This window comes from Veillonella parvula, from assembly GCF_032472435.1.
GTDB classification, from domain to species: Bacteria; Bacillota; Negativicutes; order Veillonellales; family Veillonellaceae; genus Veillonella; species Veillonella parvula_N.
Genome location: NZ_JAWEGM010000004.1, coordinates 210442 through 235818, shown reverse-complemented (window position 1 = coordinate 235818; position 25377 = coordinate 210442). Strand labels below are relative to the sequence as shown.

The 25377-nt window shown below is 41.3% G+C and carries 17 protein-coding genes and 1 tRNA gene; 15 read left to right on the top strand and 3 right to left on the bottom strand.

What is annotated here, in order from left to right; all coding sequences use genetic code 11:
- Window positions 1-27 precede the first annotated feature (27 nt).
- From dnaB to E7A03_RS07235, 10 genes are all read left to right on the top strand, one after another.
- Window positions 28-1386 carry a replicative DNA helicase gene (dnaB, locus tag E7A03_RS07280; RefSeq protein WP_008714774.1) on the top strand — a complete coding sequence of 453 codons (1359 nt, stop codon included), beginning with the start codon at window positions 28-30 and terminating at the stop codon, window positions 1384-1386.
- A gap of 209 nt (window positions 1387-1595) precedes the next feature.
- Entirely contained in the window at window positions 1596-2015 is a 420-nt protein-coding gene (locus E7A03_RS07275; RefSeq protein ID WP_287531515.1) for a hypothetical protein, read from the top strand.
- A gap of 224 nt (window positions 2016-2239) precedes the next feature.
- Window positions 2240-3523, top strand: a complete 1284-nt coding sequence (locus E7A03_RS07270; RefSeq protein ID WP_316073935.1) for a Y-family DNA polymerase — start codon at window positions 2240-2242, stop codon at window positions 3521-3523.
- Window positions 3524-3579: 56 nt separating this feature from the next.
- Entirely contained in the window at window positions 3580-3906 is a 327-nt protein-coding gene (locus E7A03_RS07265; RefSeq protein ID WP_316073933.1) for a YolD-like family protein, read from the top strand.
- 167 nt (window positions 3907-4073) lie between these two features.
- Window positions 4074-5606, top strand: coding sequence for an ABC transporter permease/substrate-binding protein (locus E7A03_RS07260; protein ID WP_316073932.1), 1533 nt, complete (start codon window positions 4074-4076; stop codon window positions 5604-5606).
- A gap of 255 nt (window positions 5607-5861) precedes the next feature.
- Window positions 5862-7991, top strand: coding sequence for a heavy metal translocating P-type ATPase (locus E7A03_RS07255; RefSeq protein WP_316073931.1), 2130 nt, complete (start codon window positions 5862-5864; stop codon window positions 7989-7991).
- Window positions 7992-8424: 433 nt separating this feature from the next.
- On the top strand, window positions 8425-9378 hold the full coding sequence (locus tag E7A03_RS07250) for a magnesium transporter CorA family protein (protein ID WP_004694714.1): 954 nt from the start codon (window positions 8425-8427) through the stop codon (window positions 9376-9378).
- Between the two features lie 168 nt (window positions 9379-9546).
- A tRNA-Ser gene (locus E7A03_RS07245) sits at window positions 9547-9635 on the top strand.
- Between the two features lie 473 nt (window positions 9636-10108).
- Window positions 10109-11335, top strand: a complete 1227-nt coding sequence (locus E7A03_RS07240) for an MFS transporter (protein ID WP_316073929.1) — start codon at window positions 10109-10111, stop codon at window positions 11333-11335.
- 148 nt (window positions 11336-11483) lie between these two features.
- A complete protein-coding gene (locus E7A03_RS07235) occupies window positions 11484-12032 on the top strand; it encodes an SGNH/GDSL hydrolase family protein (RefSeq protein WP_316073927.1) in 549 nt (182 codons plus the stop codon).
- Window positions 12033-12195: 163 nt separating this feature from the next.
- Here E7A03_RS07235 and E7A03_RS07230 read toward each other — a convergent pair whose 3' ends face one another.
- A complete protein-coding gene (locus tag E7A03_RS07230) occupies window positions 12196-13188 on the bottom strand; it encodes a hypothetical protein (RefSeq protein WP_316073926.1) in 993 nt (330 codons plus the stop codon).
- A gap of 351 nt (window positions 13189-13539) precedes the next feature.
- On the opposite strand from E7A03_RS07230, the gene E7A03_RS07225 reads away from it, so the two are divergent.
- Both E7A03_RS07225 and addA read left to right on the top strand, forming a co-directional pair.
- On the top strand, window positions 13540-17085 hold the full coding sequence (locus tag E7A03_RS07225; RefSeq protein WP_316073925.1) for a PD-(D/E)XK nuclease family protein: 3546 nt from the start codon (window positions 13540-13542) through the stop codon (window positions 17083-17085).
- The gene (gene addA, locus E7A03_RS07220; RefSeq protein ID WP_316073924.1) at window positions 17075-20830 is read left to right on the top strand and encodes a helicase-exonuclease AddAB subunit AddA; all 3756 of its coding nucleotides are present in this window, start codon (window positions 17075-17077) and stop codon (window positions 20828-20830) included. Before E7A03_RS07225 ends, addA begins: the two co-directional genes overlap by 11 nt.
- Window positions 20831-20910: 80 nt before the next feature.
- Here addA and E7A03_RS07215 read toward each other — a convergent pair whose 3' ends face one another.
- Entirely contained in the window at window positions 20911-21852 is a 942-nt protein-coding gene (locus tag E7A03_RS07215; protein ID WP_058948168.1) for a diacylglycerol/lipid kinase family protein, read from the bottom strand.
- Window positions 21853-22060: 208 nt separating this feature from the next.
- Here E7A03_RS07215 and E7A03_RS07210 point away from each other — a divergent pair, with 208 nt between their 5' ends.
- A complete protein-coding gene (locus E7A03_RS07210) occupies window positions 22061-22768 on the top strand; it encodes a GntR family transcriptional regulator (protein ID WP_004694848.1) in 708 nt (235 codons plus the stop codon).
- Between the two features lie 186 nt (window positions 22769-22954).
- Here E7A03_RS07210 and E7A03_RS07205 read toward each other — a convergent pair whose 3' ends face one another.
- A complete protein-coding gene (locus E7A03_RS07205) occupies window positions 22955-23308 on the bottom strand; it encodes a helix-turn-helix domain-containing protein (protein ID WP_316073922.1) in 354 nt (117 codons plus the stop codon).
- A gap of 219 nt (window positions 23309-23527) precedes the next feature.
- Here E7A03_RS07205 and crcB point away from each other — a divergent pair, with 219 nt between their 5' ends.
- On the top strand, window positions 23528-23908 hold the full coding sequence (crcB, locus tag E7A03_RS07200; RefSeq protein ID WP_021148618.1) for a fluoride efflux transporter CrcB: 381 nt from the start codon (window positions 23528-23530) through the stop codon (window positions 23906-23908).
- An 84-nt stretch (window positions 23909-23992) separates the two neighbouring features.
- A complete protein-coding gene (locus E7A03_RS07195; RefSeq protein ID WP_316073920.1) occupies window positions 23993-24973 on the top strand; it encodes a molybdopterin-binding protein in 981 nt (326 codons plus the stop codon).
- Window positions 24974-25377 lie beyond the last annotated feature (404 nt).

The following is a 25377-nucleotide window of genomic DNA, read 5'->3' as shown; positions in this document are numbered from 1 at the left end:
CATAGTGGTTGTGTGAAGGGGATTATCATGGATGTACGCATTCCACCGCATAATCTAGATGCGGAAAAGGCCGTTTTGGGGGCTTTATTAACTAATGGATCCAATATGGGCGCCGTTGTAGATACGGTGACAAGTATTCTTAAATCTGAAGATTTTTACCGCGATGCACATCGTATTATTTACGATGCCATTTTAGAAATCGTGCATGCCAATAAGACAGCTGACTTTATTACCGTTGGTGAAGAGCTAGATCGTCGTAAGCGCCTCGATGCGGTAGGTGGTCTTGCTTATATTACATCTCTTGCGAATGAATCTGTTTCCTACAATGTTGAGGAACATGCGAAAATCATCAGCGAGAAAGCTCAGTTGCGGCGCCTCATCGATGCAGGAAATAAAATCGTTGGCATGACGTATGCTGGCGAAGATGAGCCGACGGCTATCCTTAACAAGGCAGAGCAAATGGTATTAGACGTAAGCGGTCAAACCCAGTCTGAATCATCCTTTGCTGCCATTGGGGAAGTGGTTTTATCTAATTTAGATAAACTTAATGCATTGCAACAGCATGATGGCGCTATTACAGGCGTGCCAACAGGCTTTAAAGATGTAGACCATATTTTTAATGGCTTACAAAAATCTGACCTCATCCTCGTAGCAGCTCGTCCTGCGATGGGGAAAACAGCTTTCACCTTGAACATTGCTCAAAACGTAACGATGTTGTATGACAAGACGGTGGCGTTCTTCTCCTTGGAAATGGGTAAGGAACAGCTCGTTGGTCGTATTTTGTCCTCCGTGGCAGGTGTGAGCTCTGAAAAACTGCGCCGTGCGAATATGGATCCTGCTGACTGGGAAAAGGTCATTGCCGCAGCGGACCGCATGAGCAAATCCAAGCTATTTATCGATGATACGCCGGGCCTTACCGTACAAGATATGCGCTCTAAGTTGCGCCGTCTCAAGGTTGAACATGGCCTCGATCTCGTTATCGTCGATTATATTCAGTTGATGCAAGGTCGAAATGCTGGTAAGGGTAGCGAAAACCGTCAACAAGAGGTGTCCGAAATCTCTCGTAATCTTAAATTGATTGCTCGTGAATTTAACGTGCCGGTTATCGCTTTATCGCAGTTGTCTCGTAGTGTTGAAAGCAGACCAGATAAACGGCCTGTGCTTTCGGACCTTCGTGAATCTGGCTCCCTTGAGCAGGATGCGGATATTGTTATCTTCTTGTACCGCGATAAATATTACGATGAAAACTCTGAAAAAGGGGACAATGCAGAAGTCCTCATTCGTAAACACCGTAATGGATCCATCGGTACCGTGGAACTCCAATTCGTTGGGGAATTAACACAATTTAGAGACGTAGAATTCCGAGACCTAGGGCCGGAACAATAATGAAAACTATCGTGGGGTGCCCTATATTGATGGGGCCCCATAACATAGCTACATTTTGATTAAAAAGAAAGGACTATACTTCTTTGCTCCTCGTGACCTGATGTCGCTGCATAAGTATAGTCCTTTCTTTTTATCACTGTAGTTATGAAGGTGTCCCATCAATATAGTGGCACTAGATAGTTTTCGTTGTATTGTTGGGAGAGGAGCGTATGATGGTTAGAGGTACTGAGTTTTTTGTGTTTTACTTCTTTTGTGTGGCTTTTGGGTTAATAATTAGTGGGTTGTATTTAATTATCAAACGTTTTTTATTACGTCGCAATGGAACTCCAGTAACGATTGTGTCTATACTTCCACGAGTTACAAAGGAAATACCATTTAGAGTGATTGGTGCGGATAGATATATTTATGGTTATGATATTAAGTATATTTTGAATGGTGAAACTCATACTGCTGAGAGTGTAGAGTTTTATATTCCTTTTGCACCAACCAGTGGACCTATGGTTCAATTTAGTCGGACAGGTGTGCTTGCAAAAAATGGAGAAGTAAGTATAGATAATGTGACGATAACTATTGAGTATGGCGCTGTTTCAATTGTATTAGGGGGATTAGTGTTATTAAGTTTGTTTTGATAGAAATAAATTAGCTATCTTTAATAGTTTGTTAAACATATAGGCATCTAACATTAGATTATATATCTAGTGTTAGGTGCTTTTTATTTTTCTATAAAATTACCTCTATAAAAACAAACATATGTTTGAAAATACTTTGTTTTTTTGTTATACTAATCATACAAATTCTTGTGTTCTTAATTTTTGTAAAAGCCAGTTGTTTAGCGATTTAGGGAGGTGTTTGTATGGGTTCAGCTGATACGGATCGGCTGTATATGTGCATTGATTTGAAGTGTTTTTACGCATCTGTAGAATGCGCCGATTTGGGACTGGATCCGTTTATGACGTCTCTGGTGGTGGCCGATGGTTCTCGTGGCAAGGGGGCTATTACGTTGGCTATTTCTCCAGCCTTAAAAAATTTAGGTGTGAAAAATCGCAGCCGATTATTTCAGATTCCACCGCATATTGAGTATTTGACGGTGAAGCCACATATGAAGCGGTATATGCAGGTGTCTGCTGAGATTTATGGAACCTTGCTCAAGTATGTGGCGCCCGAAGATGTACATGTGTACTCTATTGACGAGTATTTCATCGATATCACACCCTATTTGCCACTATATAAGAAGACGCCTCGTCAGCTGGCGCAGATGTTACTTGATGCGGTGCTAGCGACAACGAAGATTTATGCCACCGTTGGGATTGGTACAAATCTGTTTCTCGCCAAGATTGCCCTCGATATTTTGGCGAAACATGCGCCTGATTTTATAGGCTATCTTGATGAAAGCCTCTTTAAAGAGAAAATCTGGTATCATCAGCCCTTAACTGATATATGGCAGATTGGTAAGGGCATAGCTAATCGCTTGCATAAGTACGGTGCTTATGATTTACATGGTATTACCATGATTCCAGAGGCGAAGTTGTACAAGGAGTTTGGCGTTAATGCAGAGCTCATTATTGATCATGCTTGGGGCCGTGAACCTTGTACGATTGCGGATATTCAAGCATATCGCCCCATTAAGCACTCTATCTCGCACAGTCAGATTTTGTTGCGCAATTATACCTATGAAGAGGCATACGTGCCTATGCGCGAAATGGTAGAGTCCTTGGTGCTAGAGCTTTTACAAATCAAAGGGGTTACAAATCATATCCATGTTCATATCGGCTATGCTGATGAAATGGTGCGCTCTACAGGAGGTTCTAAAAAGCTTAAGCAGTACACAGATTCTCTACAGACCTTGACGGCGGCGGTTATTAAATTATACGAGCAGCATTGCCGTAAAAATGAGCTCATTCGGCGTATAGGGGTCAGCTTTGAGGATTTAGTCAATCGTTCCACCATACCGCAAGAGGAAGACTTATTTAGCGCTCTTGCTACAGATACAGAGGAAAAGGAACGACAAGTACAAGAAGCAATGCTATCTATTAAGGAGCAGTTTGGTAAGAACTCTATCTTGCGTGCCTCTAGTTTACAAGAAGAAGGAACTATGCGATTTAGAAATACCTTGGTAGGCGGGCATAACGGGGAATAAATAGTGTAATGGATATATTGGGAATAGATTAGTCGTATAAGGGGAGGTATACATTAATGAAACATCGTATGTCTCGTTTACAACGGGCAAAACAATTTATGCCCTTTGCGGCATTGAGGGGCTTTGAAGCTTTATTAGCTGCTGTGGCAAGACCAAAAGAAGCTTGGGTAGAGTTATCAGAGGACCAAATAGATGAGTTAAATACAGTTTTACAATCTATACATTGTGGGGAATGGGTACGAATTGTTTATTACAACAAACAAAAATATACAGAGCTTATAGGTGTTGTTGATATGATCAGTGAGCAGTTACAAATTTTATCTGTTCAAGGAATCGTTATTCCTTTTAGATATATTAAAGAGCTGAATATGTATGATATATAAATGATGGTTTTTACTGTGTATGGTAAATAGACTAGAGTTAAGAAATAATTAGGTATACAATAGTATCATGGGTAAATATAGCTTGATAAAGATTTCTTAAATTTTGTTGACTCTAATATACCTATATAATTTTTCGTATTTCTTGACTTAGAAAGGCGGTGTATGTAATGCATGATGTCATATCATTACTTATCAATCGCTATGATTTTTTCCTCCAGCTATTATGGGAGCATATAGAAATTTCAGTATTAGCTTCTGTTGTTGCGATCATTATCGGCGGATTGTTGGGTGTTCTTATATACGAATATAAAAGGCTAGCTGCGCCAGTTATGGTAATGGTCAATTTCCTATATACGATTCCTTCTATATCGATGTTAGGTCTCTTATTGTATGTATCCGGTGTCGGTAATACGACCGCTATTATTGCATTGGTTATATATGCTTTATTACCGATGGTACGAAATACATTTACTGGTCTTAACCAGATTGATAAAGCCATGTGTGAAGCGGGAATTGCGTTGGGACTCACGCGGATTCAACGCTTGTGGAATATAGAGATTCCTTTGGCTATGCCGACCATTATGGCTGGTATACGGACCATGCTCGTTATGACCATTGCCTTAACGGGTATTGCATCCTTTATTGGTGCTGGTGGTTTAGGTGTGGCGATTTATAGGGGGATTACAACAAATCAAAGTGCTTTGACTATTGCAGGTAGTCTACTGATTGCCCTATTAGCCATTACGGTTGATGCGCTATTTTCTCTAGGTGAAAGAGTAACGCGTATTAGCCCTCATATGAAGCGTTATACGATTATATTTGTTTCGATTATGACGCTAATTGCAATGGGTATAGGTGGCTGGGCTATGTATTGCCGTCATGTGAAGACCGATGTTATTCATATTGCAACGAAACCTATGACGGAACAGCTTATTTTGGGGAATATTTTAAAAGAATTAATCGAGAAGCAGACTGATTTAACTGTAGAGGTTACAGAAGGTGTAGGTGGTGGTACATCAAATATTCAACCAGCTATGCTTTCTGGCCAATTTGATATATATCCTGAATATACTGGTACGGCTTGGTCTGCTGTGCTGAAACGTACAGATGCGTATGATGAAAGCCTATTTAATGAGCTTTCACAGGCCTACAAAGAGAAATATAATTTTGAGTGGGTCGGCATGTACGGCTTTAATAATACCTATGGCATAGGGGTGCGTAATGAAATCGCTCAGAGTTATGGCGTAAAAACATATTCCGATCTTGCTCGTATAGCACCATCCCTAACATTAGGAGGGGAATATGATTTCTTTGGCCGTGAGGATGGCTATGCTGGATTACAACGTGTGTATGGCATGAGCTTTAAAGCTACTAAAGATATGGATATAGGACTAAAATATACGGCTATTAGTCGTGGTGAGGTGGATGCAATGCCGATATTTACAACTGATGGACAATTAAGTATGGCGCCAATTACGGTGTTACAAGATGATAAACATTTATATCCATCCTATATGGCTGGTAATGTGGTGCGTAGTGAAGTGTTAATCGCTCATCCCGAACTGCGACCTGTATTAGAAAGTTTAAATCATACGATTACAGATCAAGAGATGGCAAAGATGAATTATGCCGTTGAAACGGAACATCAATTACCAGCTGATGTAGCACATCAATTCTTGGTAAAACGAAACTTGATATAAACTGAATATAGTTAGATCTAAAGTAAATAAAATTTGATATATAGTGAATATAATTTTGTATTGACATTTAATCTCCTTTAATGTAATATAAACATATGAACAGATATTCATACAAATAAAAATATCTGATGAATAATGTTTAGGAACATATATAACAAGATATGAAACAAGATATGTCTAATAAGTATTAGAAATAGACAATAAATTAACTTATAATACAGGATAGAAACTTTCACTATTATCAAAGGAGATATCATGGAAGAAACATTATTGTTGAAGGATTTGAACTGTCCGAACTGCGCAGCAAAAATTGAAGATCGTATCCGTAAAATGGATGTTGTAGAGACTGCCAATTTTACACTTGCTACATATCAATTAAAATTAACCGGCTCTTGGGAAGACCGCGAAGCTCTTAAACGTGACATTCAAGACATTTGTGATGCCATCGAAGAGGGCGTTACAGTAGCTGATTATGAACGTAAATCTAAAGCGACTATGGATGACCATGGTCATGATCACGACCACGGTAGTGATGCTGTAACAATTGCAGTCATCGTAGCAGGCTTGTTATTCATGCTTTATGAAGTTTTGTCATCCTTTGTCCCATCCATCAGCTTGCCAGAGAGTATTGAGACTCCAATTTACTATGTTGCGTATATTCTTCTTGCGTTCCCAGTATTGCGCATCGCAGGTCGTAATATCCTAAAAGGTGAAGTATTTGATGAAAACTTCTTGATGTCTATCGCTACATTGGGTGCTATTGCTATCGATGCATTACCTGAGGCCGTAGGTGTTATCTTGTTCTACCGTATTGGTGAGTTCTTCGAAGAAAAAGCAACTGATCGTAGTCGTACAGAAATCATGAACGCTGTCGATATGCGTCCTCAAGAGGTGCGGGTTGTAGATACAGACTGCGGTGGTGAAATCGTAGTTATGGCTCCTGAAAAGGTTGAAGTAGGCTGGACTATCGAAGTTCGTCCTGGCGATTTAATTCCTCTAGACGGCACAGTGCTTGAAGGTGAAACACGCGTTAATACAGCACCTGTAACAGGTGAACCTGTACCTGTTCGCGCCGTACCTGGCACTCAACTTATGTCTGGTTGTATCAACGAATCTGGTCGCATTACGATGCGCGTTGATAAGGTTCTTGAAGAATCTATGGTTACAAAAATCCTAGATGCCGTTGAAAACGCAGCATCTTCTAAACCAAAAATCGACCGTTTCATTACGCGTTTTGCTCGCGTATACACACCAATCGTTGTAGCTCTTGCATTGGCTGTAGCTATCATCCCATCCCTTATTACTGGTGAATGGCATAAATGGATCTACACAGCCTTAACATTCCTCGTTATTTCTTGCCCATGTGCATTGGTGCTTAGCGTGCCACTTGCATTCTTCTCCGGTATCGGCAATGCGTCTAAACACGGTATCTTATTAAAAGGTGGTCGAGTTATCGAGGCGTTGGCTAATGTGAAAGCAGTAGCTCTTGATAAAACTGGTACTATCACATCTGGTGAGTTCAAAGTTCACAGCGTAGAAACTGTAGGCTCTCATGTAAGTTCCAGTCAATTGTTATCCATGGCGGCAGCTATCGAAGCCGTTTCTACACATCCAATCGCAACAAGCATCGTGTCTGAAGCAAAAGATCAAGGCCTTACAGTGGAACCTTCTGATTTCGTTCAAGAATTAGCAGGCGAAGGTATGGTTGGCACCGTTGATGGTCAACAAGTCCTCGTTGGTAATCGTCGTCTCATGGAACGCTATGCTGTTCAAGGTTACCCAACAGAAGCTGCTGCATACGGCACAGAAGTACTAGTAGCAGAAGGTAATGTATACCTCGGTCGCATTATTATCGCTGATGAAGCTCGTCCAGATTCCGCAGAAGCGATTGCAGATCTTAATGGTCAAGATATTAAAACAGTCATGCTTACAGGTGATGCTGAAGCAAGTGCTAATTATATTGCTAAAGAAACTGGCGTAAGTGCGGTTCGTGCTCAATTGTTGCCACAAGATAAATTGTCTGTTGTACAAGATATTCGCTCTGAATATGGTCCAACTATGTTCGTAGGCGACGGCATCAACGATGCACCAGTGCTTGCTGGTGCTGATGTAGGTGGCGCGATGGGTAGCGGTGCTGATGCGGCTATCGAAGCGGCAGACGTTGTATTCATGCGTCCATCCTTGACTGCTATTGCACATATCCTTGACTTGTCCAAAGCAACGTTGCGCGTAGCATGGCAAAACGTAGTATTCGCTATTGCTGTTAAAATTCTTATCATGGCACTAGGTCTTATGGGCTATGCATCCATGTGGTGGGCGGTATTCGGTGATACTGGTGTATCCATCCTTTGTATTTTGAACTCTATTCGTATCTTGCGCCGTTAATTTGGTGAAAGTAATCCAATAGAGTAATACAGAAATATAACAAATGACATTATTCTGATCTGACAGAGTAGGATAAAACAAATAACCTCTATATTAGCGACAAGCCAGTATAGAGGTTATTTTTATAAGCTTTAACCTAATGATATATTGTTGATTATTTGTTTGCATGCTTACTCACTGTAAGTTTTAGTGGTTTAATCTTTTGGTGAATTTTTAGTTTAGCAGCCTTATTAATCTATCTGTTCGCTAGATTTGATATAAGAATAGTTTTGAGATGCTTTTAACATATACAGTTGTGCATTGTTAATAGACATAAAGCGGTTTATGTATATACTACATAAACAAAACTTTCACAATTGAATTGAATAATAGCTATAAAATAGTATATAATTTATTAGATGATTACTATATGTTCGTTGGAAGGAGGGATAGCATGATCACGGTGTACAAACACATAGAAGAAGAGTTGGTTTCAGACTGCACTGTATCAGATGCCACAAAAGGTTCTTGGGTAAATTTGGTGAACCCAGACCCCGATGAGTTGTCCCTCATCAATATTTTGACGGAAATTCCAACGGACGTTTTAAAGACCGCCCTCGATATGGAAGAACGTTCTCACGTGGAGTTAGAGGACAACTATATTTTCGTGGTTATCAACATTCCTGCGATTCGTGGTAATGATATGTACGATACGGTGCCACTTGGTATCTTTTTGACTCCTGACTTTTTTATTACCGTATGTCTTGAAGAGTCCGAGGTGTTGTATCCGTTCATTTCAAACCAACTGTCTACATTCTATACATATAAAAAGACGCGGTTCTTGTTCCAAATCTTGTACCGTACAGCTACATTATTCTTACGTTACTTGCAACAAATTAACCGCCGTACCGACGATATTGAAGTTCAGTTGCGTCATACGACGAAGAATAAAGACTTCTTCCAACTATTGGAATTACAAAAATCCATGACATACTTTACCTCTGCGTTGCGTACGAATGGAACTGTTATGGAACGCCTATTGCGCTTGCGTGGTCACAGCACTTATAGACATTTACTTAAAATGTACGAAGAGGATGAGGATCTTTTGGAAGACGTTATCATTGAAAATAAACAGGCCATCGAGATGGTTGAAATGTATTCAAATATCTTGATGAATATGATGAACGCCTTCACATCGATTATCTCAAATAACCTCAATATGGTGATGAAAATGTTGGCGGCTCTTACGATTACTTTGGCGGTGCCCACAATCATATTCAGCCTGTGGGGAACGAATGTGGCGTTGCCATTCCAGGATGATCCAAATGGATTTTACGAAGTAGTAGGTATTTCCGTGGTGTGTTCTATCATTGCTATCATAGGCATGTGGAAAAAAGACCTATTCTAACATATATGACAAATAACTAATAGATTAGGGCAATACCAAATGTTAAATACAAATGAAAAAGCTGACTGCAAGTCAGCTTTTTTGCTTGCTTACGTATTATATTATTGCTTATTTACGCATTACGTTGTTGCTTATTATTAGGTCAATTTGATATAATAGTACCGTTATGGAGAGGTGTCCGAGTGGTTTAAGGAGCTGGTCTTGAAAACCAGTGACTCCGCAAGGGGCCGTGGGTTCGAATCCCACCCTCTCCGCCATTCAATTTTATGAATTCCAATGACTATCAAAGAATATGAAAGCATGAATAAAGCTAGATAATAACTGCTTTATTGATATTCTTAGATATTCATGAGTAGTCTATAAGTTAAATATAATTTGCCCCCTTTTTTGCCCCCTAAAATTTATGTGGTAGAATAGAGGGGAAAGCAGTAAATATAATGTTTTCAAAATCATATAATCATCTCTAAAACCCTTTAGGTTACCGCCTAGAGGGTTTTATATATACCTTTAATCTCGTACTTGTGCTATACTATTTGTATACTATAAATCTTTAGAGATTGGTTGGGCCATTTGTTGCCTGTTGCCTGTCTCTTTTGATTTATTGATATAGAACCCTTTATTTCCGCCATAATAAAGCCCTCTAGGTTTATGACTAGAGGGCTTTTCAATCTTTATTCACTATGGTATGCTATCGATATATTTATTAGGTTTTCTGTAGAAAGGAGCTCGTATGAATCGACTTAGTTTCTCGCGAACTCAGATTTTAATTCTCCTTAGCGTGTGGCTCACGTTCTTGTTGAGCTTTGTTATGCGTTTGTCCTGGGCATCTGTTATGCCTATCCTCAATGAGGCGTTGCATTTCACAGCTAAGATGGGGGCTCAACATATTTCGGCCTTTTATTTTGGTTATGCTTTAACGGTATTACCAGGCGGCATCTTAGCCGATAAAATCGGTTATAGACGTACTATCTTGTTTAGTTTGATTGGTATGGCCGCCGTAACGGCTTTGATGAGTACCATTACAGACTATACCATGGCTTGGGGTTTGCGCTTCTTATTAGGGGTTATGTCTGGTCCTGTACAAGCTTCTTGCTTGAGTGCTATCGGAGATCACTTCGGTCCGAATCAACGGGGTGCGGCCGTAGGTATCTTTATGAGCTGTACGTCCTTTGGTATTACTACGGTAAACCTTTACGCACCATATGTGGCAACACATTACGGCTGGCAAACGGCATTCCTTGCTACAGCAATCTTACCATTGTTAGTACTTGTATTATGTTACTTCACGGTGCGTAAGCCGAGTGCAGAAATTCTCGCACAACGAGAAGCTGAGGCTTCTGAAGCGGCTGCTAAGCTTGGCGTAGGTCAAACGTCTTTAGTAGAAAACTTGAAGCACATCATTTCTAATCGTAATATTCGTTGTTTGGCCATTGCGGGCTTCTTCGCCACAGGTACGACTTGGGGCGTAACGCAATGGGCGAACTTGTACATGGTTAAACAATTAGGCGTAACTGCTATCTATGCAGGCCAAGTCATGAGTGTGTTCGGTACGGCTGCGCTCATTGCGAAACCAACAATTGGTATTTTATCTGATATCTTGCCAATTAAAAAGAACCATTTAGCGTCGCTCGTTATGTTCTTGTTTGGGCCCGCTTTAATCTTGTTTGCAAGCACGGCAAATCCAAATATGCTTTTTGTAACAGGTCCAATCCTCGGTATAGGTGCCTTTATGCATAGTGCGTTGACTAATGCCCTTGTAGTTCAATCTGCAGCACCTCATTTGCGCGGTACAACAGCGGGCTTTGTAAACTTGTTTAATCAAATTGGGGCTCTCTTGGCACCACTGCTCTTGGGCAATGTCCTCGTCATGACGGGCAGTTACCAAATGTCCTTGATGTCTATCGCTATAGCGCCTATTATCGGTGCATGTGCATTGTTCTTCATTCGTCTTAAATAATATAAAAGGATCCGTAAATGAACTGCCTTTCTAAAAATTGTATCTAATTGGAGGGCAGTTCAAAACGGGTCCTTTTTGTAATTAATATGTATATTGTGTATGGTGTTCTTTTATTATATGATTGAGTCATAGTACAGGAGGGATGTAAATGGAAATCATCTGTTTTGGCGATAGTATTACGCGTGGCTATGATGTACCTTATGGACGGGGTTGGGTAGAAATCTGCGATGCTTCCATAGAGAACGTTAATTTTACAAATTATGGTGAAGATGGCTGCTCCGTACAGGGGATGATATATAATATTGAAAATTGGGCGGTTACTGCTGTATCCGATCCAACACGTCATATTTTCTTGATGTGTGGCACTAACGATATTTTACAAGGTCGAGATAGTACCTATGTGTACAAGACTTTGGTGAAAGCTATTGAGCTTGCTAGTACAAAAGGGACGGTAATCATCGGTTTAGAAACTCAAATTGATAGCGATATGGATGGATTAGATCTCGTTGTACGAGAGGTTAATGAACAGCTAAAAGCCTACGCAGCGGAGCATAATATTAAGGTCATAGATTTCTATACCACCTTGTTTGAAGCGGATCAAATTGGACAAATTGTCTTTGCTGGAGAGGTACACCCCAACGAGCGCGGTTATCGATTAATGGCGTATAAGGCATTAGAGGTCTTTACGCGATTATAACGGCACTATAATACGACTGTAACGGGACTATAATGCAACTGTAATATAAAGAACATAAAAACTCCCCCAATGAGTTGCCTCATTGGGGGAGGTAGTGATTTATAGTCTTTTTTGCTGGTGAAAGTTGGGGGCTTTCACCAGATACAATTAAATTCGTAACGAATTATTTTTTAGATTTAGTAGATACTTTATTGTTGGACACCTTAGCAGATTGTGCGATTGCATATGCAGTGCCTTTTACTAAATCAGAAGCTTCAGCAGTGTTGCCAGATACGGTTACAGCTGCTACAGTGTCTTCGGTTACTGCGAATAATGCAGTTGCATAAGGGTGTTGCGCACCATTTGGTACAGTTACAGCACCGGATTTAACAACGATGTAACGACCGTTGTTGTTGAAAATATCATAATGAGCTGCTTGTTTTACACCATCATAGCTTTCATTGTAAGCGAACAATGCAGCTACTTCACCACTTGCTACTTGACCAGATTGTTGCATGGAACGCAATTTAGTAGCTGCTACAGCTGTTGGTTGAGTCATGTTTACAGTGATGCGCAAAGAGTTGTTGTTTACAACTGCTTCAGTGATTACGTTTGTAGAGAATACATTCGCAACACCGTTGCCAGCACGGTTGTAAGAGCTAGCAGTTTTCACTTGGTAGCCGTTAGTGTATGCAGGCAAGTCATATGTGTAAGTTTTACCATTTAACAACAAGTCGAAAGCGTTCAATTGGTTAGCTTTGTAGCGAGAAACGTAGGAGCTGCCGTTGCCATTAGCTGTTACGGAGTTTACAGTTTCTTGGTATACAGGTTGGGCTTCAGTAGGGATAGGATCCATGATTTGAAGACCTACAGCTGTTGTTTGTGGTGCCACAAAGATTGGATCACCTAATTCTTTAGATACAGGCATTTGTTGAGCCATATCACCTGCTGTATAAGGCACTGCTGGCAATGGTTTGTAGCCAGGGCGTGGTGCACTTGTGGCATAACTAGTTTGGTAAGCTGGCGTAGCCGCTTGTGGTGCAGGATAAGAATATTGTTCTGCTGAAGCACGTTCGTAAGCGCGTGCATTAGCATCAATAGTTGCAGCAAAAGCAGAGAAAGACATTGTTGTCGCTGCAAATACTGCAAAAGCAGTTGCTAAATGTTTTTTGTTCATAATAATTTACTCCTAAATACATGATTTTACAAATAACACAGATACTAACTTGTATTATATAGGAATTCATGCTAATTGTAAATAAAATATAAAATATTATCTTAATTATAAATAAATATAATCAGATGAGTCAAATATTGTACAATTAGCCATAGAATGTCATATTACTATATAATAATAATCAGTATAGTAATTTATTATATCGAAAAACTTCGTTTAACGCTATATCTAATTCGTATAGTGCTACAATTAGTTTGTGTAGTGCTATATCTAATGCGTTAAATGATATGAGCAACATACATTTGTGGATTACATCAATTGAGATGGTGAAAGTTTCACTAGGGAGGTCTCATGAGTATTAGCGTCTATTATGGACGAGCTGGATCAGGCAAGACGCGCGCCGTATATGAGCGCATACGTCAGGTCATGACAGACTGTCCAGGGGAACCAATAATTTTGCTCGTTCCTGAACCTGCCACCTATCGGGTGGAACGGGAGTTAGCTGAATTTATGCCTGAGAAAGGCTTTACTACGGTTCGCGTCGTAGGCTTTGGTCGTTTGGGTTATCAGGTATATCAATCGATAGGCTCAAAAGGGGTCGGTCAATCAAGTTTATCAAGCTTTGGCCGGTCTATGTTGTTGCGCCTTGTAATGAAACGAAAACAAAAGGAACTCGGGCTATTAGAACAGGCCACAAAGCGACCTGAGTTTTCTTCCGTATTGCAACAACTCTTTTCTGAATTCCGCGCCTTCCGTGTAGGTCCTGATGACCTAGAACGAGGGGCAGAGTTTGTTAAAAATAATGTATTACAAAAGAAATTGCGCGAGTTAGCTATTTGTATGTCTGCCTATGAAGAGGAACTCAGTCGCCATGGGGAGCGCGACATCGATCCTATCATGGAAATCGTAGAGGCTTTGCCACAATCTCCTCTCATGGAGAATAGCCATGTCTTTATCGATGGTTTTCATTGGTTTACGCCCACACATTACGAGCTGATTTATACCTTGTTTGACTTGGCAAAGGAAGCCGTTATTACTATCGATTTACCGATGGCCCCAAAGGCGTTAAATTTAGCTCGTCGAGGGGAGCATCTCTTCAGCCGCCCTTTAGAGATTTACGACACCTTAGTTGCTCGTTATGGCTTTAATATCGACTGGGTTGGCTTTGAGGGAAAACGGGGCCCTCAAGTCGTTCAAGAGCTAGAGTCTAATTACTTTGCTAGCCCTAGTAAGAAAAATACTACAGATGAAACGATTCCGCTTATTCGAGGCTATAACAGGGAACGCGAAGCCGATGCGGTGGCTCGTCGTATTTTAGCCTATATAGAATCATCTGAAGAGGCTCGTTACCGAGATGTATGTATCATGCTCCGCGAGTCCGAAACCTATGGTGACACCTTAGAAAAGGTCTTTGCTCGCTATGGTATTCCGCACTTTATTGATCGTCAGCGGCCTATGAAAAACCATCCATTAGGCGAGCTATTGACGGCTCTCTTTGATATCGTGCGTCATAACTATAGTCGAGACAGCATGTTCCTCTTGCTCAAGACAGACTTGATGCCTCTTAGCCGTGAGGCTGTAGATGAGTTAGAGAACTATGTTCTCGAGTTTGGCATCGATCATTATAAATGGGAACGTGAAAGTTGGCCGTACTTACGAGGCTTTCATGAGGGGCAAGATGAAGAGAGCCACGTAGATGCACCACGCAGAGCACGTGTTAACAAAGCAAGAGAAACCATTATGGATATATTATCTCCATGGTTTGACTTTGCTGCTAATGCGGAGGGCCATACAGGGGCTGAGTGGGGTACACAACTTTATGGTTTATTAGAAATCTTACAAGTGCCAGAGCGGCTCTATGAATGGGCGAAGGACGCAGAAACTATAGGTGATCAAGAATCCAAAGCTAGTCATGAACAGATGTATAATGCGGTTCTTTCCTTTATAGACGAAATTTCTATGGTCATGAAGGACGAAGTATTGACCTTGGATGAGATGATGCTCCTCCTCGAAGAAGGCCTTAGCGATGTAAATTACTCTATGATTCCTCCGTCTTTAGACCATGTGGTGATTACCACTATCGAACGTGGTTACAGCCAGTGGTGGCCTAAGGTGTTCGTAATGGGTCTCAACCAAGGTGTGTTTCCTCAAAGTATGGGCGATGAGGGGCTCATCAAGGATAAGGAGCGGCAAGAATTGGCCGATGCAGGCATTACCTTAGCAGAAGGTGCTTTGCCGAAGGCTTTCAACGAGAATTTCCTATTATACCTCGCTATGACGCGGGCATCCGATTCGTTGACCTTGTCCTATGCGGGCTCTGGTGAGGATGGAAGCGGTCTTGAGCCGTCCCTCGTGGTGAAACGATTAGAATCCCTTGGGTACGTAGATCAGGCGGTAGAGATTCCTCTCTCCATTGCACCTGATACAGAGACGGATTACGTGTGGCGCCCACTCCAAAGTCTGTCATTGTTGTCGGAGCGTTGGGGTGCGCTCTTTAGTGGTTATGAGGTCAATCCTCTTTGGTGGGGCCTCTATAACTGGGCTCGTGAAAGCGAAATCTATCGTCCTCGTTTAGCGGAGGTGTCACGTGGCATTCGAGATAATAACGATGTGCCTGTCATTACGCAGGATTTAGTAAATGGATTGTTCCTGTCTAAAGGCTATATGTCTGGCTCTGTAACACGCCTTGAACGATACCAACAATGTCCGTTCAAGTTCTATGCTCAATATGGTTTAAAACTAGAACCGCGTCCAGTACGCTCCTTTGGAGCTCCTGAAATCGGTACGTTCTTACATGCTAATTTAGAGCGATTAGGAAATTATCTACTAGAAAACAACAAGCAATGGCGTGACCTCGACGAAGAGGAACAAGAAAATCTATGTCGCACTGTGGCAGACGAAATCTTGCAAGAAAATCAGCTGGGCGAAGAAACGAGCGATGCCTACCAAAAGGCCATCGAGCAGCGTGTTCAGAGAACATTACATGTGACGGTAGACCGCCTTGTAGAATGGTCTAAGCGCAGTGATTTTGATACGAAGTATTTAGAGCAAGATTTTGGCCGTCAAGGTGGATGGGATCCTATTCGCGTCCCTCTTGGTGAAAACCGTCACTTGCGCCTCATCGGTCAAATTGACCGCATCGACGAATATACACGGGATGGTCAAACTTATGGCATGGTTATCGACTACAAGTCGGGTGGCGCTCATGTGACGGCCCAAGATGTGTACTATGGACTTAAACTGCAACTCATGACCTACCTGTTGGCGTTAGAATCTGCTTACGGTAAAACGCATAGCGGCTCTATGTCGCCAGCGGCAGTAGTCTATTCTTATGTCAAGAATCCGAAAATCCCTGCTGATGCGCCTATATCTTATGAAGATGCTGTTTCGTTGGCTAATGAAAGCGATGCTTGGCAAAACAGTGGGTACTTCTCCGACGATATAGAGTTGTTGACGCATATAGACAATAAGTTCTTGTCCTATGGGCCTAAGCGAGGGCCTTATGTGCCGATTGCTACGAAAAAAGATCAAACCATTTCCAGCAGAGATTTGCGAAAGGTTAAGTCTACAGGTGAATTTGACGTAATGTGCCGCTATACAAATCACGTGATGGCTGAAACAGGCCGTCACATTGGGGACGGGCAGTTCCCGATTAAGCCCTATCAATTGAATGGCCTTAGACCTTGTACATACTGCGATTACAGAACGGTATGTCGCTTTGACTCTAGCCGTAATCGATATAATTATTTGTCTAGATTGTCCGAGAATGACGCATTAGAACGGATGAAAGAGGTCTTAAACGACGAAAATAGCGATAACAATGGGAATCGCAATAACGGAAATAACAATAACGACGGAAATAATAGTAGCGAAGGAGGTGAAAACCATGGGTGTTAAATGGACGCCAGAGCAGGAGTCTGCTATTATAGCGCCTAAGGATTCCTCCTTAGATAATCAGACCTTACTTGTTGCGGCCGCTGCCGGTTCAGGTAAGACCGCGGTTCTTGTAGAACGCATTATTACGCGTCTTAAGGATATGGATAATCCCTTATCTGTTCAAGAACTCATGGTTGTAACTTTCACAAAGGCTGCGGCCCAAGAGATGAGCGCTCGTATTGGCCTTGCCTTGGCTAAAGCCATGGAATCTACAGATGATGCTGCACTACAAGCGCGCCTTGAACGACAGCTCAATTTGTTGCCCTCGGCTCATATTTCTACATTGCACTCCTTTTGCCAATGGGTAATCCGGTCCTATTTCTATAAGCTCGACATTAATCCGACAGCGCGCATCGGCAATGAAGCAGAAATGGCATTGCTACAACAAGAGGTATTAGCCGATTTATTAACTAAATCCTATGAAGAGGGCCTTTATAATATCTATGAGCTAGCGGATTTCTTCAGCGATGATAAATCCGATGCAGGCTTAACGGCGAAGATTATGTCCCTGTATAACTACGCCATGTCCCTCGCCAATCCCGATGGATGGCTACGAAAAGCGTTAGAGCCTTATAAAGAGGCGATGACCATAAACCCTAGCGATACATTGTGGGGTCAATATATGTGGTCTAATCACATGGCTGTCATCGATCGCATTCGTGAGCGCTTAGAGCGGATGGAACAAATCTTGCTCGATCCAACAGGACCTCATAAATGGCAAAACATATACGATAATCAACTGGCTGCATTAGGTATGCTTTCAACGGCTCAAACTTGGGACGACATTGGGGAAGCTTGTAAACATATGGATACCTTTATTAAGGATCAGTTCCGTATGGGCTCAAAAGAGGCGCAAGCCTATGACCCTATATTGGTGGCAGAGTTTAAATCTTTGGGTGGTCAAAATAAAGATGACCTCAAAGCCATGCAAACCGCTATATTCACCGTTCCGGAAGCTACCTTGCAAGACCAGTTCAAGGCTCAATATCCCATCATTGAAGGGTTAGTAGAGCTGACGATTGCGTTCCATCAAGCGTATCGGGATATGAAACAAGAGCAAGGCATCATGGATTTTAGCGACCTTGAGCATCTATGCTTGGCCCTTCTCGTTGAGCCTGGCACAGAGGATGATCCTCAGCCATCTGAAGTAGCGAAGGAACTACAAGATACGTTCAAAGAAATCATGGTTGATGAATACCAAGATACGAACGGCGTGCAAGAGACGATTATTAACTTGATTTCTCGCGTCGATAATAGGTTCTATGTGGGGGACGTGAAGCAGGCTATTTATAGCTTCCGTATGGCCGATAGTTCTCTATTTATGGAGAAATATAACACCTATGGGGGTAATGATGCGGTAGAGCGACGTATCGACCTAGCGAAGAATTTCCGATCTCACGAAAATATCTTGGCTGCAACGAATTTCTTGTTCTACCAAATCATGACGGAAGACGCGGCAGAGCTCAATTATACAGAGGCTGAATCGCTCATTCCTGGCCGCATCGTAGAGGATGCGCCAGAGGATTGGATCGGTGGTGACGTGGAATTACAGCTCTTAGATGTAAGTAAGGATACCCTTGGTGCTAGTGAAAGTGACGAAGATGAAGGGGATGACCCTGAAAACAACGAGCGTGAGCTAGATTTTATTATTCAAAAAATCAAAGAAATCCATGCGGCTAAGAAGCAGGTACAAAATCCAGATGGTACATTCCGTCAAATCGAGTGGCGAGACTTTGCTATTTTGCGCAGATCCTTAGCGGGCTGGGGGACGCGTGCCGTAGAAGCCATGCGGCAAGCGGGGATTCCTGCGGTGGTAAATGAGCGAGACGGTTACTTTGAAGCCCAAGAGATTCAACTCTTATTGGCGTTGTTATCCGTCATAGATAATCCGGAACAAGATTTGCCGATGGCTGCCGTGTTGCACTCTGGCCTGGTAGGCCTTGATGCCAACGAACTAGGTGCATTGCGCCTGTCTGGTGATGGCTCCTTATGGTCTCTTATGCCAGCCTATGCAGAAGAGGCTCAAGATGAGCGTTTATTGGCCTTTATTGGGCATATGGAAAGGTGGCGCACCTTATCGCGTCGTCACGGTGTGACCGACTTGTTGTGGGATATTTACGAATCTCAAGACTATGTAAATTATGTGGGAGCTATGCCGAATGGCCTCGTTCGCCGTGCCAATGTGCTCGCCTTATACGATAGAGCCAAGGGCTATGAAGCCTCTGGCTTCCGTGGGCTCTTTAGGTTCTTGCGCTTTGTGGAAAGCTTACGCGACAGCAACCAAGATATGCCTCTTGCCAATGTGGTGAGCGAGGCGGACAATGTGGTGCACCTCATGACCATCCATAAGAGTAAGGGCCTTGAGTTTCCTGTAGTATTCCTATCTGGTGTACAAAAAAGATTCAATATGATGGACTTGCGTTCAGAGCTTCTTATCGATAAAAATGCAGGCCTTGGTTTGAAAGGGTATTTTCCAGATATTCGAGTGTCCTTCCCGACCATGCCTTGGTTTTATGTGAAAGACGTAAAAGAAGCGGCCCTCAAGGCGGAGGAGCAGCGCATTCTCTATGTTGCTTTGACACGGGCACGAGATAAGCTGTTCATGACAGGCTTTATTAAAGGCTTTAAAAATTCTAAAGGTGTGTTAAGCACCATAGGTGAGCTCATTAAAAATGCGGCTTCCGTAGAAACTCAACAGTTACCGACAGATATTATTACACAAGCTAATACCTATCTAGACTGGATAATCATGGGCTTTGCTCGTCATTTAGATGGTGGCAATCCATTGCGCGTAGCCATCGAGTACGAAGGGCCAACCTATTTTGATTTACCGGATAAACAGTGTCGTTTAAAGGTTGAAATCCATGATGGCTCTCTCTATGGTGATCTCGATTATAAAGCAGATGTCGATGAGACTACGATCAATAAGGTACGGGAGTTACAAGCTGTTAATTCCGTAGAATTACCGCAGGAAATCGTGGATCGATTTAACTATAGCTATCCGTACAATGATGCTACTCGCCGAACCGCAAAAATCTCCGTTAGTGAATTGAAACGACGATTCCAAGAACGAGAACTTGAAGCAGGAACTATTGATACTTTGAATGAACCGATTGCAACGGTAGAAGTTTCAGCAGATGACCTAGCAAACTCCGTATTCGGTCGAAAGCCACAAGCATTACAGTCTGAAGATGATGTATTGACCGGTGCTCAATGGGGGACCTTGATGCATGAGGCTATGCAATGGCTACCTCTTGTGACGTATACGCAAGCTTCTTTGACGAAAGAACTCGATGCACTGGTGGCGAATGGAACTTTTACAGAGGAAGAACGGAATTTATTAAGCGATACGAGTTTGTATAAATTTTTTAGCTCTGATCTTGGTAAGCGCCTTATCAATGCAAAACGTATCGAACGAGAGTTGCCGTTTAGCATGCTCTTTGAAGGAAAACGCGTATACGACACCTTAGAGGACGGGGAAAATCTGTTCCTCCAAGGTATTATTGATACGGCCTTTGAAGAGGATGGCGAATGGGTTCTCGTAGATTACAAAACGGATCGCGTTACATCCGGAGAAGAACTCATTAAGCGATATAAAATCCAAATGGACCTCTATAAAGAGGCCTTGCAGCGATTGACGGGAATGCCCGTGAAAGCATGTTACATTTATAGCTTCCGCTTGCATGATGCAATTATTGTGGACTAATGCGCATAGATTCTTATAAATTAATAAACACAAAAGCTCTCTATCCGTTGATAGAGAGCTTTTGTGTTACCAATTACTTGTTATATATGTGGTAGTTTAGGCAGATTTAAGGCTTTTTTCTTTTTGTGTTTTGCAGGTGCAAATACTTTGAGTACGCGTGGCAATACTTCAATATCCACAGGCATATCCGGACCCGCATCACCATCCATATTGGTCGATAAATCATCGACGTCAGATAGAAGTTCGATATGAGCTTTTTTCACCGTTAATGTCGTTGTATAACGAGAATTATAGATGGCACCACTGATAATGAGTGGTAATACGCTGAGAATATCGAGGATAAAATATTCCTTGAAGATAATGATACGCATATAACCATCATCTACTGAGGCTTGTGGCATAAAACGCTCAAAGCTAGACACTACATTGGTAAGTAGGGCTAAAACGAGAGGAGATTTGCAAATGAAATCGTCGTCCTCTGTTTTGATGCGGTACGTGTAGTCCTTTGTAGTGAACAATGCTTGGCCTGCTCTCAAGAAATACGCGAGAGGGCCGAGTATGCTTTTTTCCTTTGGTGTAACCTCATCTACAACTTTAGGAATAACGCCAGCTGCAATGTTATTGCAGAAATACCGATCATTACAACGGCCGATATCAATGGTTCGAGTTTCATTGATATCGATACGCCTGATAGCTTGTGTTGGATTTTGGTGAATGCCGAGCGCACGAGACATATCATTTACTGTACCAACGGGGATAAATCCAAAGGTACAGGAGAATCCACCTTGGGCAATACCATTAACGGTTTCGTTAACAGTGCCGTCACCACCCATGCAAAATACGGCATCAAACCCACGTTCACAAGCGTTCTTAGCGAAACGTGTAGCATCGTCTTCGCCTCTGGTGAATTTGACCTCAATCGTTTCGAACAAGGTACTCAATTTCCATTGTAAATCGAGGGCGTAACGACGCGCTGCACCGCCTCCTGAGACAGGGTTGATGATAATCAAACAACGGCTCATAGTATACTTCCTTACTTTCAAAAATGAGATATAGCTATTATCTATAGTTAAATTGACAGTCTTAATGATGAGTTCTATAATTGTAATGTATGCACTTAATTTCGCACAACATACTGTCTAAGATATGTTGTATACTATATTATACTCATTTTAACCGTTCTTTGAAAGTCTGAAAGCACGAATGGTTAGTAAGGTTTAGGGGCTAGTAATGGGAAGACAAAGTTCAAAAGATAAATACAAATTGTCCGCAGTGGATTCTATCGAAAGATTACCTCTCAGTGAACAAGTATATTTAACATTAAAAACAGCTATCTTAACAGGCGAATTGATGCCTCAAGAGAAGCTTAACGAAGTAAAGATTGCAGAACAATTACAAGTGAGTGCTACACCTGTGCGTGAGGCATTCCGCAAATTGGCTAAAGATAATCTCGTAGTTATCGTTCCTTGGAAAGGTGTTACTGTAAAAGCTGACACGCCAGAAGAAATCGTAGCGCTTTACCAAGTTCGTGAAGTAATGGAAGGACTTGGTGCTAGATTATGTGCTCGTCATGCTACACCTGAGCAAGTACAAGAGCTAAGAACTCTTTGTAAAGAAATGCATGAAATTGAAGATGCCACAGAACGTGTTGATGTAAACAGCCGATTCCATACAATGATTGCTCATTACTCTGGCAATGAACGCATTGTAGATTATCTAGCAGGTTTCCGTGAACGCGTTAATCGCGACATGTACATCAGTTCTTTCAATGCTGTACGTACACATGACTGTGATGACGAACATGATCAAATCGTAGACGCTATTGAACGTCACGACGAAGTTGCTGCAGAAACAGCTATGCGTCAGCATATTAACAATGCATTTATCTTTAAAAAAGCAAATGCAGAAGTACAACATAAAAAACTTAATGAAGTGTAATGTCTGCTGATGCTGATGATGATGTAATAGGCATAATGACATATGAAAAGCTCCGCCATTGACGGAGCTTTTTTGATTGTTATTTTGAATAGTTAATTCAATTTTCATTTAGAGTATTTCGAGCATCTTGATATAAATTAGTTATCATTTGTTGTATTTAATTAACTGTTCTTTTAGTCTATCAGATTAGTTCGTTCTTGTTTTGTTTCGAGACGTTCTTTTGGTGTGGTTCAGAAGCTCTAGTCGTTTATAGTGTGATGTTAGGTGCGCATTACAGTTTTTATAATCTACAACACGCAGTCTTACGAGTTGACCTACATTGATTTGAAAGGCTTGGGCAATTTTAAATAAAATTTCCAAAGACATGCCTGAAATTCCTGTACCACATTCTAATTTGCTTAAATAACTACGACTGATACCAATGTGACGAGCTAATTCTTGTTGAGACATATTTAGGGATACGCGAATAATGGCGATTTTATGACCTAAACAAACATACTGATGTTGTAAAAACGGGTCTTCGTACGCGTTGACTCTCAATTCCGTGAGTGGTGTAGACGAGGGGTGCATAGGGACTCCTTCCTTTTCCCTACTCTCTAAATATAGTATACTGAGATTATTAGCATCTGACTAATATAGAAAACTAGATAATTATCGGCTATTACAGATAATTACACGAATTGTGAAAGTAGTATTACATGTATGCTATAGTAATGTGATCATACCATCTAGTATGTTATCTTGAGTAGAGGAGGCAATATGGAAAAATATATAGCCGTTGCCCTCGGTGGCGCCACTGGGGCCTTATGCCGTATGGCTCTCGGTGAATGGGTGATGACAAAGGTCAGCTCGTTTCCGTATGGTACGGTAGTAGTAAACCTCGTTGGTTGCCTCATTATCGGTTTAGTCTTAGGCCTTTATATGCAAAAGCCAGATCTACCTCAATGGGCGAGATTCTTCCTCGTTGTAGGTGGGCTAGGTGCATTTACCACCTTCTCAACCTTTGCCTTTGAAATGCTACAGCTTATGATGGCTGAATCCTATGTACAAGCGTTATGGTACGGTGTGGTACAAGTAATAGGGGGCCTAATTCTCTGTTGGATTGGTATGCTAATAGTGCGTCTACTCTGTACTATGTAAACATATTAATATTGAATAATAGTATTAAATACATTTTGATGTTATATAATAGCGTATTTTGTTATTAATGACTTGGGAGATATTATGAAATCTATTAGAACACAAGATGCCGTAGGGCAAACATTATTACACGATCTCGTAAGAATCGTCATAGGTGAGTTGAAAGACACGCCCTTCCGCCGTGGCCATGTAATTACAGAAGAGGATATTCCTAAACTCTTGGATCTTGGCAAGGAACATGTATTTGTAATGGATCCGGAAGATGAGGGGTTCTTGCATGAAGAGGATGTAGCTCGTGCTTTATACCATATGGCAGGCGGTGAAAACATGCACGATGGCCCTATGGCACAAGGTAAAATTGAAGCCATTGCGGATGTAGATGGCCTTTTCAAGGTCGATGTAGACCGATTACATGCTATCAATAGCATTGGTGAGTTGACCATTGTAACAAGATTTAATAATACACCTGTGAAAGCAGGTGATAAACTAGCAGGCATGCGCTGTATTCCATTGTTGTTAGAAGAACAACAAGTAGAAGATGCAAAGAAAATTGCTGATGGTAAGCCTTTGTTACATGTAAAGCCGTTCGTGCGCAAAACAATGGGTATCGTTACGACTGGTTCTGAAGTATTTGAAGGTCGTATTAAAGATGCTTTCACACCAATCATTGAAGAACGTTGTGCTGAATTTGGTGTTACAAAGGTAGCTCACGAAATTGTAACGGATAATACAGATGATATCGTGGCGGCTATCGACAAGGTGAAAGCAGCAGGCGCAGATATCATTTTCTGCACTGGCGGTATGAGCGTTGACCCAGATGATCTCACCCCAGGAGCGATTAAACGCTATGCAGATCGCGTAGTTACCTATGGATTATCAGTGTTACCAGGGTCCATGGTTTGCATTGCTTACTGTGCAGATGGCACACCAATTCTTGGTGTACCAGGTGGTGTATTGTTCAGCAAACCGACTGCCTTTGATGAAATTGTGCCACGCCTCATCGCAGATGATGAAATCACCAAAGAAGATTGTATAGCTATGGGTCATGGAGGATTTTTGGGCTAATAGGCTAGTATAACAAGATTAGCTAGAATAACCAATATAGCTATTTTAAGTAATATAGCTAAAGCAAATAATATAACTAGAATAATTAGTATAGCTAGTATAATGAATATAGTTAATATAGCCAATATAAGGAGATAAGATAAATCTTATCTCCTTATATTGTTATTATGCTATTAATTTATAGTATGATGAATTTGATAGAATTTTTATTTATCGATAAAATTGATAATTTTATCTATTTTGTTAAAAAATTCGTTTACTTCATTTAATATTTAAAGTACAATAATAGTTAAGGATAATGATAATACATTATTTAATAATGGACATATTTTATGCTGAGTTTTGTTGAATATATATTATAAATGATAATATATTATCCGTTGTATTTATAATTTTAGATGTAG

What these genes read in the sequence shown, in the direction of transcription:
- E7A03_RS07240 (WP_316073929.1), top strand. Translation starts at nt 10,109, where the DNA reads ATGAATCGACTTAGTTTCTCGCGAACTCAGATTTTAATTCTCCTTAGC.
- crcB (WP_021148618.1), top strand. Translation starts at nt 23,528, where the DNA reads ATGGAAAAATATATAGCCGTTGCCCTCGGTGGCGCCACTGGGGCCTTA.
- E7A03_RS07210 (WP_004694848.1), top strand. Translation starts at nt 22,061, where the DNA reads ATGGGAAGACAAAGTTCAAAAGATAAATACAAATTGTCCGCAGTGGAT.
- dnaB (WP_008714774.1), top strand. Translation starts at nt 28, where the DNA reads ATGGATGTACGCATTCCACCGCATAATCTAGATGCGGAAAAGGCCGTT.
- E7A03_RS07260 (WP_316073932.1), top strand. Translation starts at nt 4,074, where the DNA reads ATGCATGATGTCATATCATTACTTATCAATCGCTATGATTTTTTCCTC.
- E7A03_RS07275 (WP_287531515.1), top strand. Translation starts at nt 1,596, where the DNA reads ATGATGGTTAGAGGTACTGAGTTTTTTGTGTTTTACTTCTTTTGTGTG.
- E7A03_RS07235 (WP_316073927.1), top strand. Translation starts at nt 11,484, where the DNA reads ATGGAAATCATCTGTTTTGGCGATAGTATTACGCGTGGCTATGATGTA.
- E7A03_RS07250 (WP_004694714.1), top strand. Translation starts at nt 8,425, where the DNA reads ATGATCACGGTGTACAAACACATAGAAGAAGAGTTGGTTTCAGACTGC.
- E7A03_RS07255 (WP_316073931.1), top strand. Translation starts at nt 5,862, where the DNA reads ATGGAAGAAACATTATTGTTGAAGGATTTGAACTGTCCGAACTGCGCA.
- E7A03_RS07265 (WP_316073933.1), top strand. Translation starts at nt 3,580, where the DNA reads ATGAAACATCGTATGTCTCGTTTACAACGGGCAAAACAATTTATGCCC.
- E7A03_RS07195 (WP_316073920.1), top strand. Translation starts at nt 23,993, where the DNA reads ATGAAATCTATTAGAACACAAGATGCCGTAGGGCAAACATTATTACAC.
- E7A03_RS07225 (WP_316073925.1), top strand. Translation starts at nt 13,540, where the DNA reads ATGAGTATTAGCGTCTATTATGGACGAGCTGGATCAGGCAAGACGCGC.
- E7A03_RS07270 (WP_316073935.1), top strand. Translation starts at nt 2,240, where the DNA reads ATGGGTTCAGCTGATACGGATCGGCTGTATATGTGCATTGATTTGAAG.
- addA (WP_316073924.1), top strand. Translation starts at nt 17,075, where the DNA reads ATGGGTGTTAAATGGACGCCAGAGCAGGAGTCTGCTATTATAGCGCCT.
- E7A03_RS07215 (WP_058948168.1), bottom strand. Translation starts at nt 21,852, where the DNA reads ATGAGCCGTTGTTTGATTATCATCAACCCTGTCTCAGGAGGCGGTGCA.
- E7A03_RS07230 (WP_316073926.1), bottom strand. Translation starts at nt 13,188, where the DNA reads ATGAACAAAAAACATTTAGCAACTGCTTTTGCAGTATTTGCAGCGACA.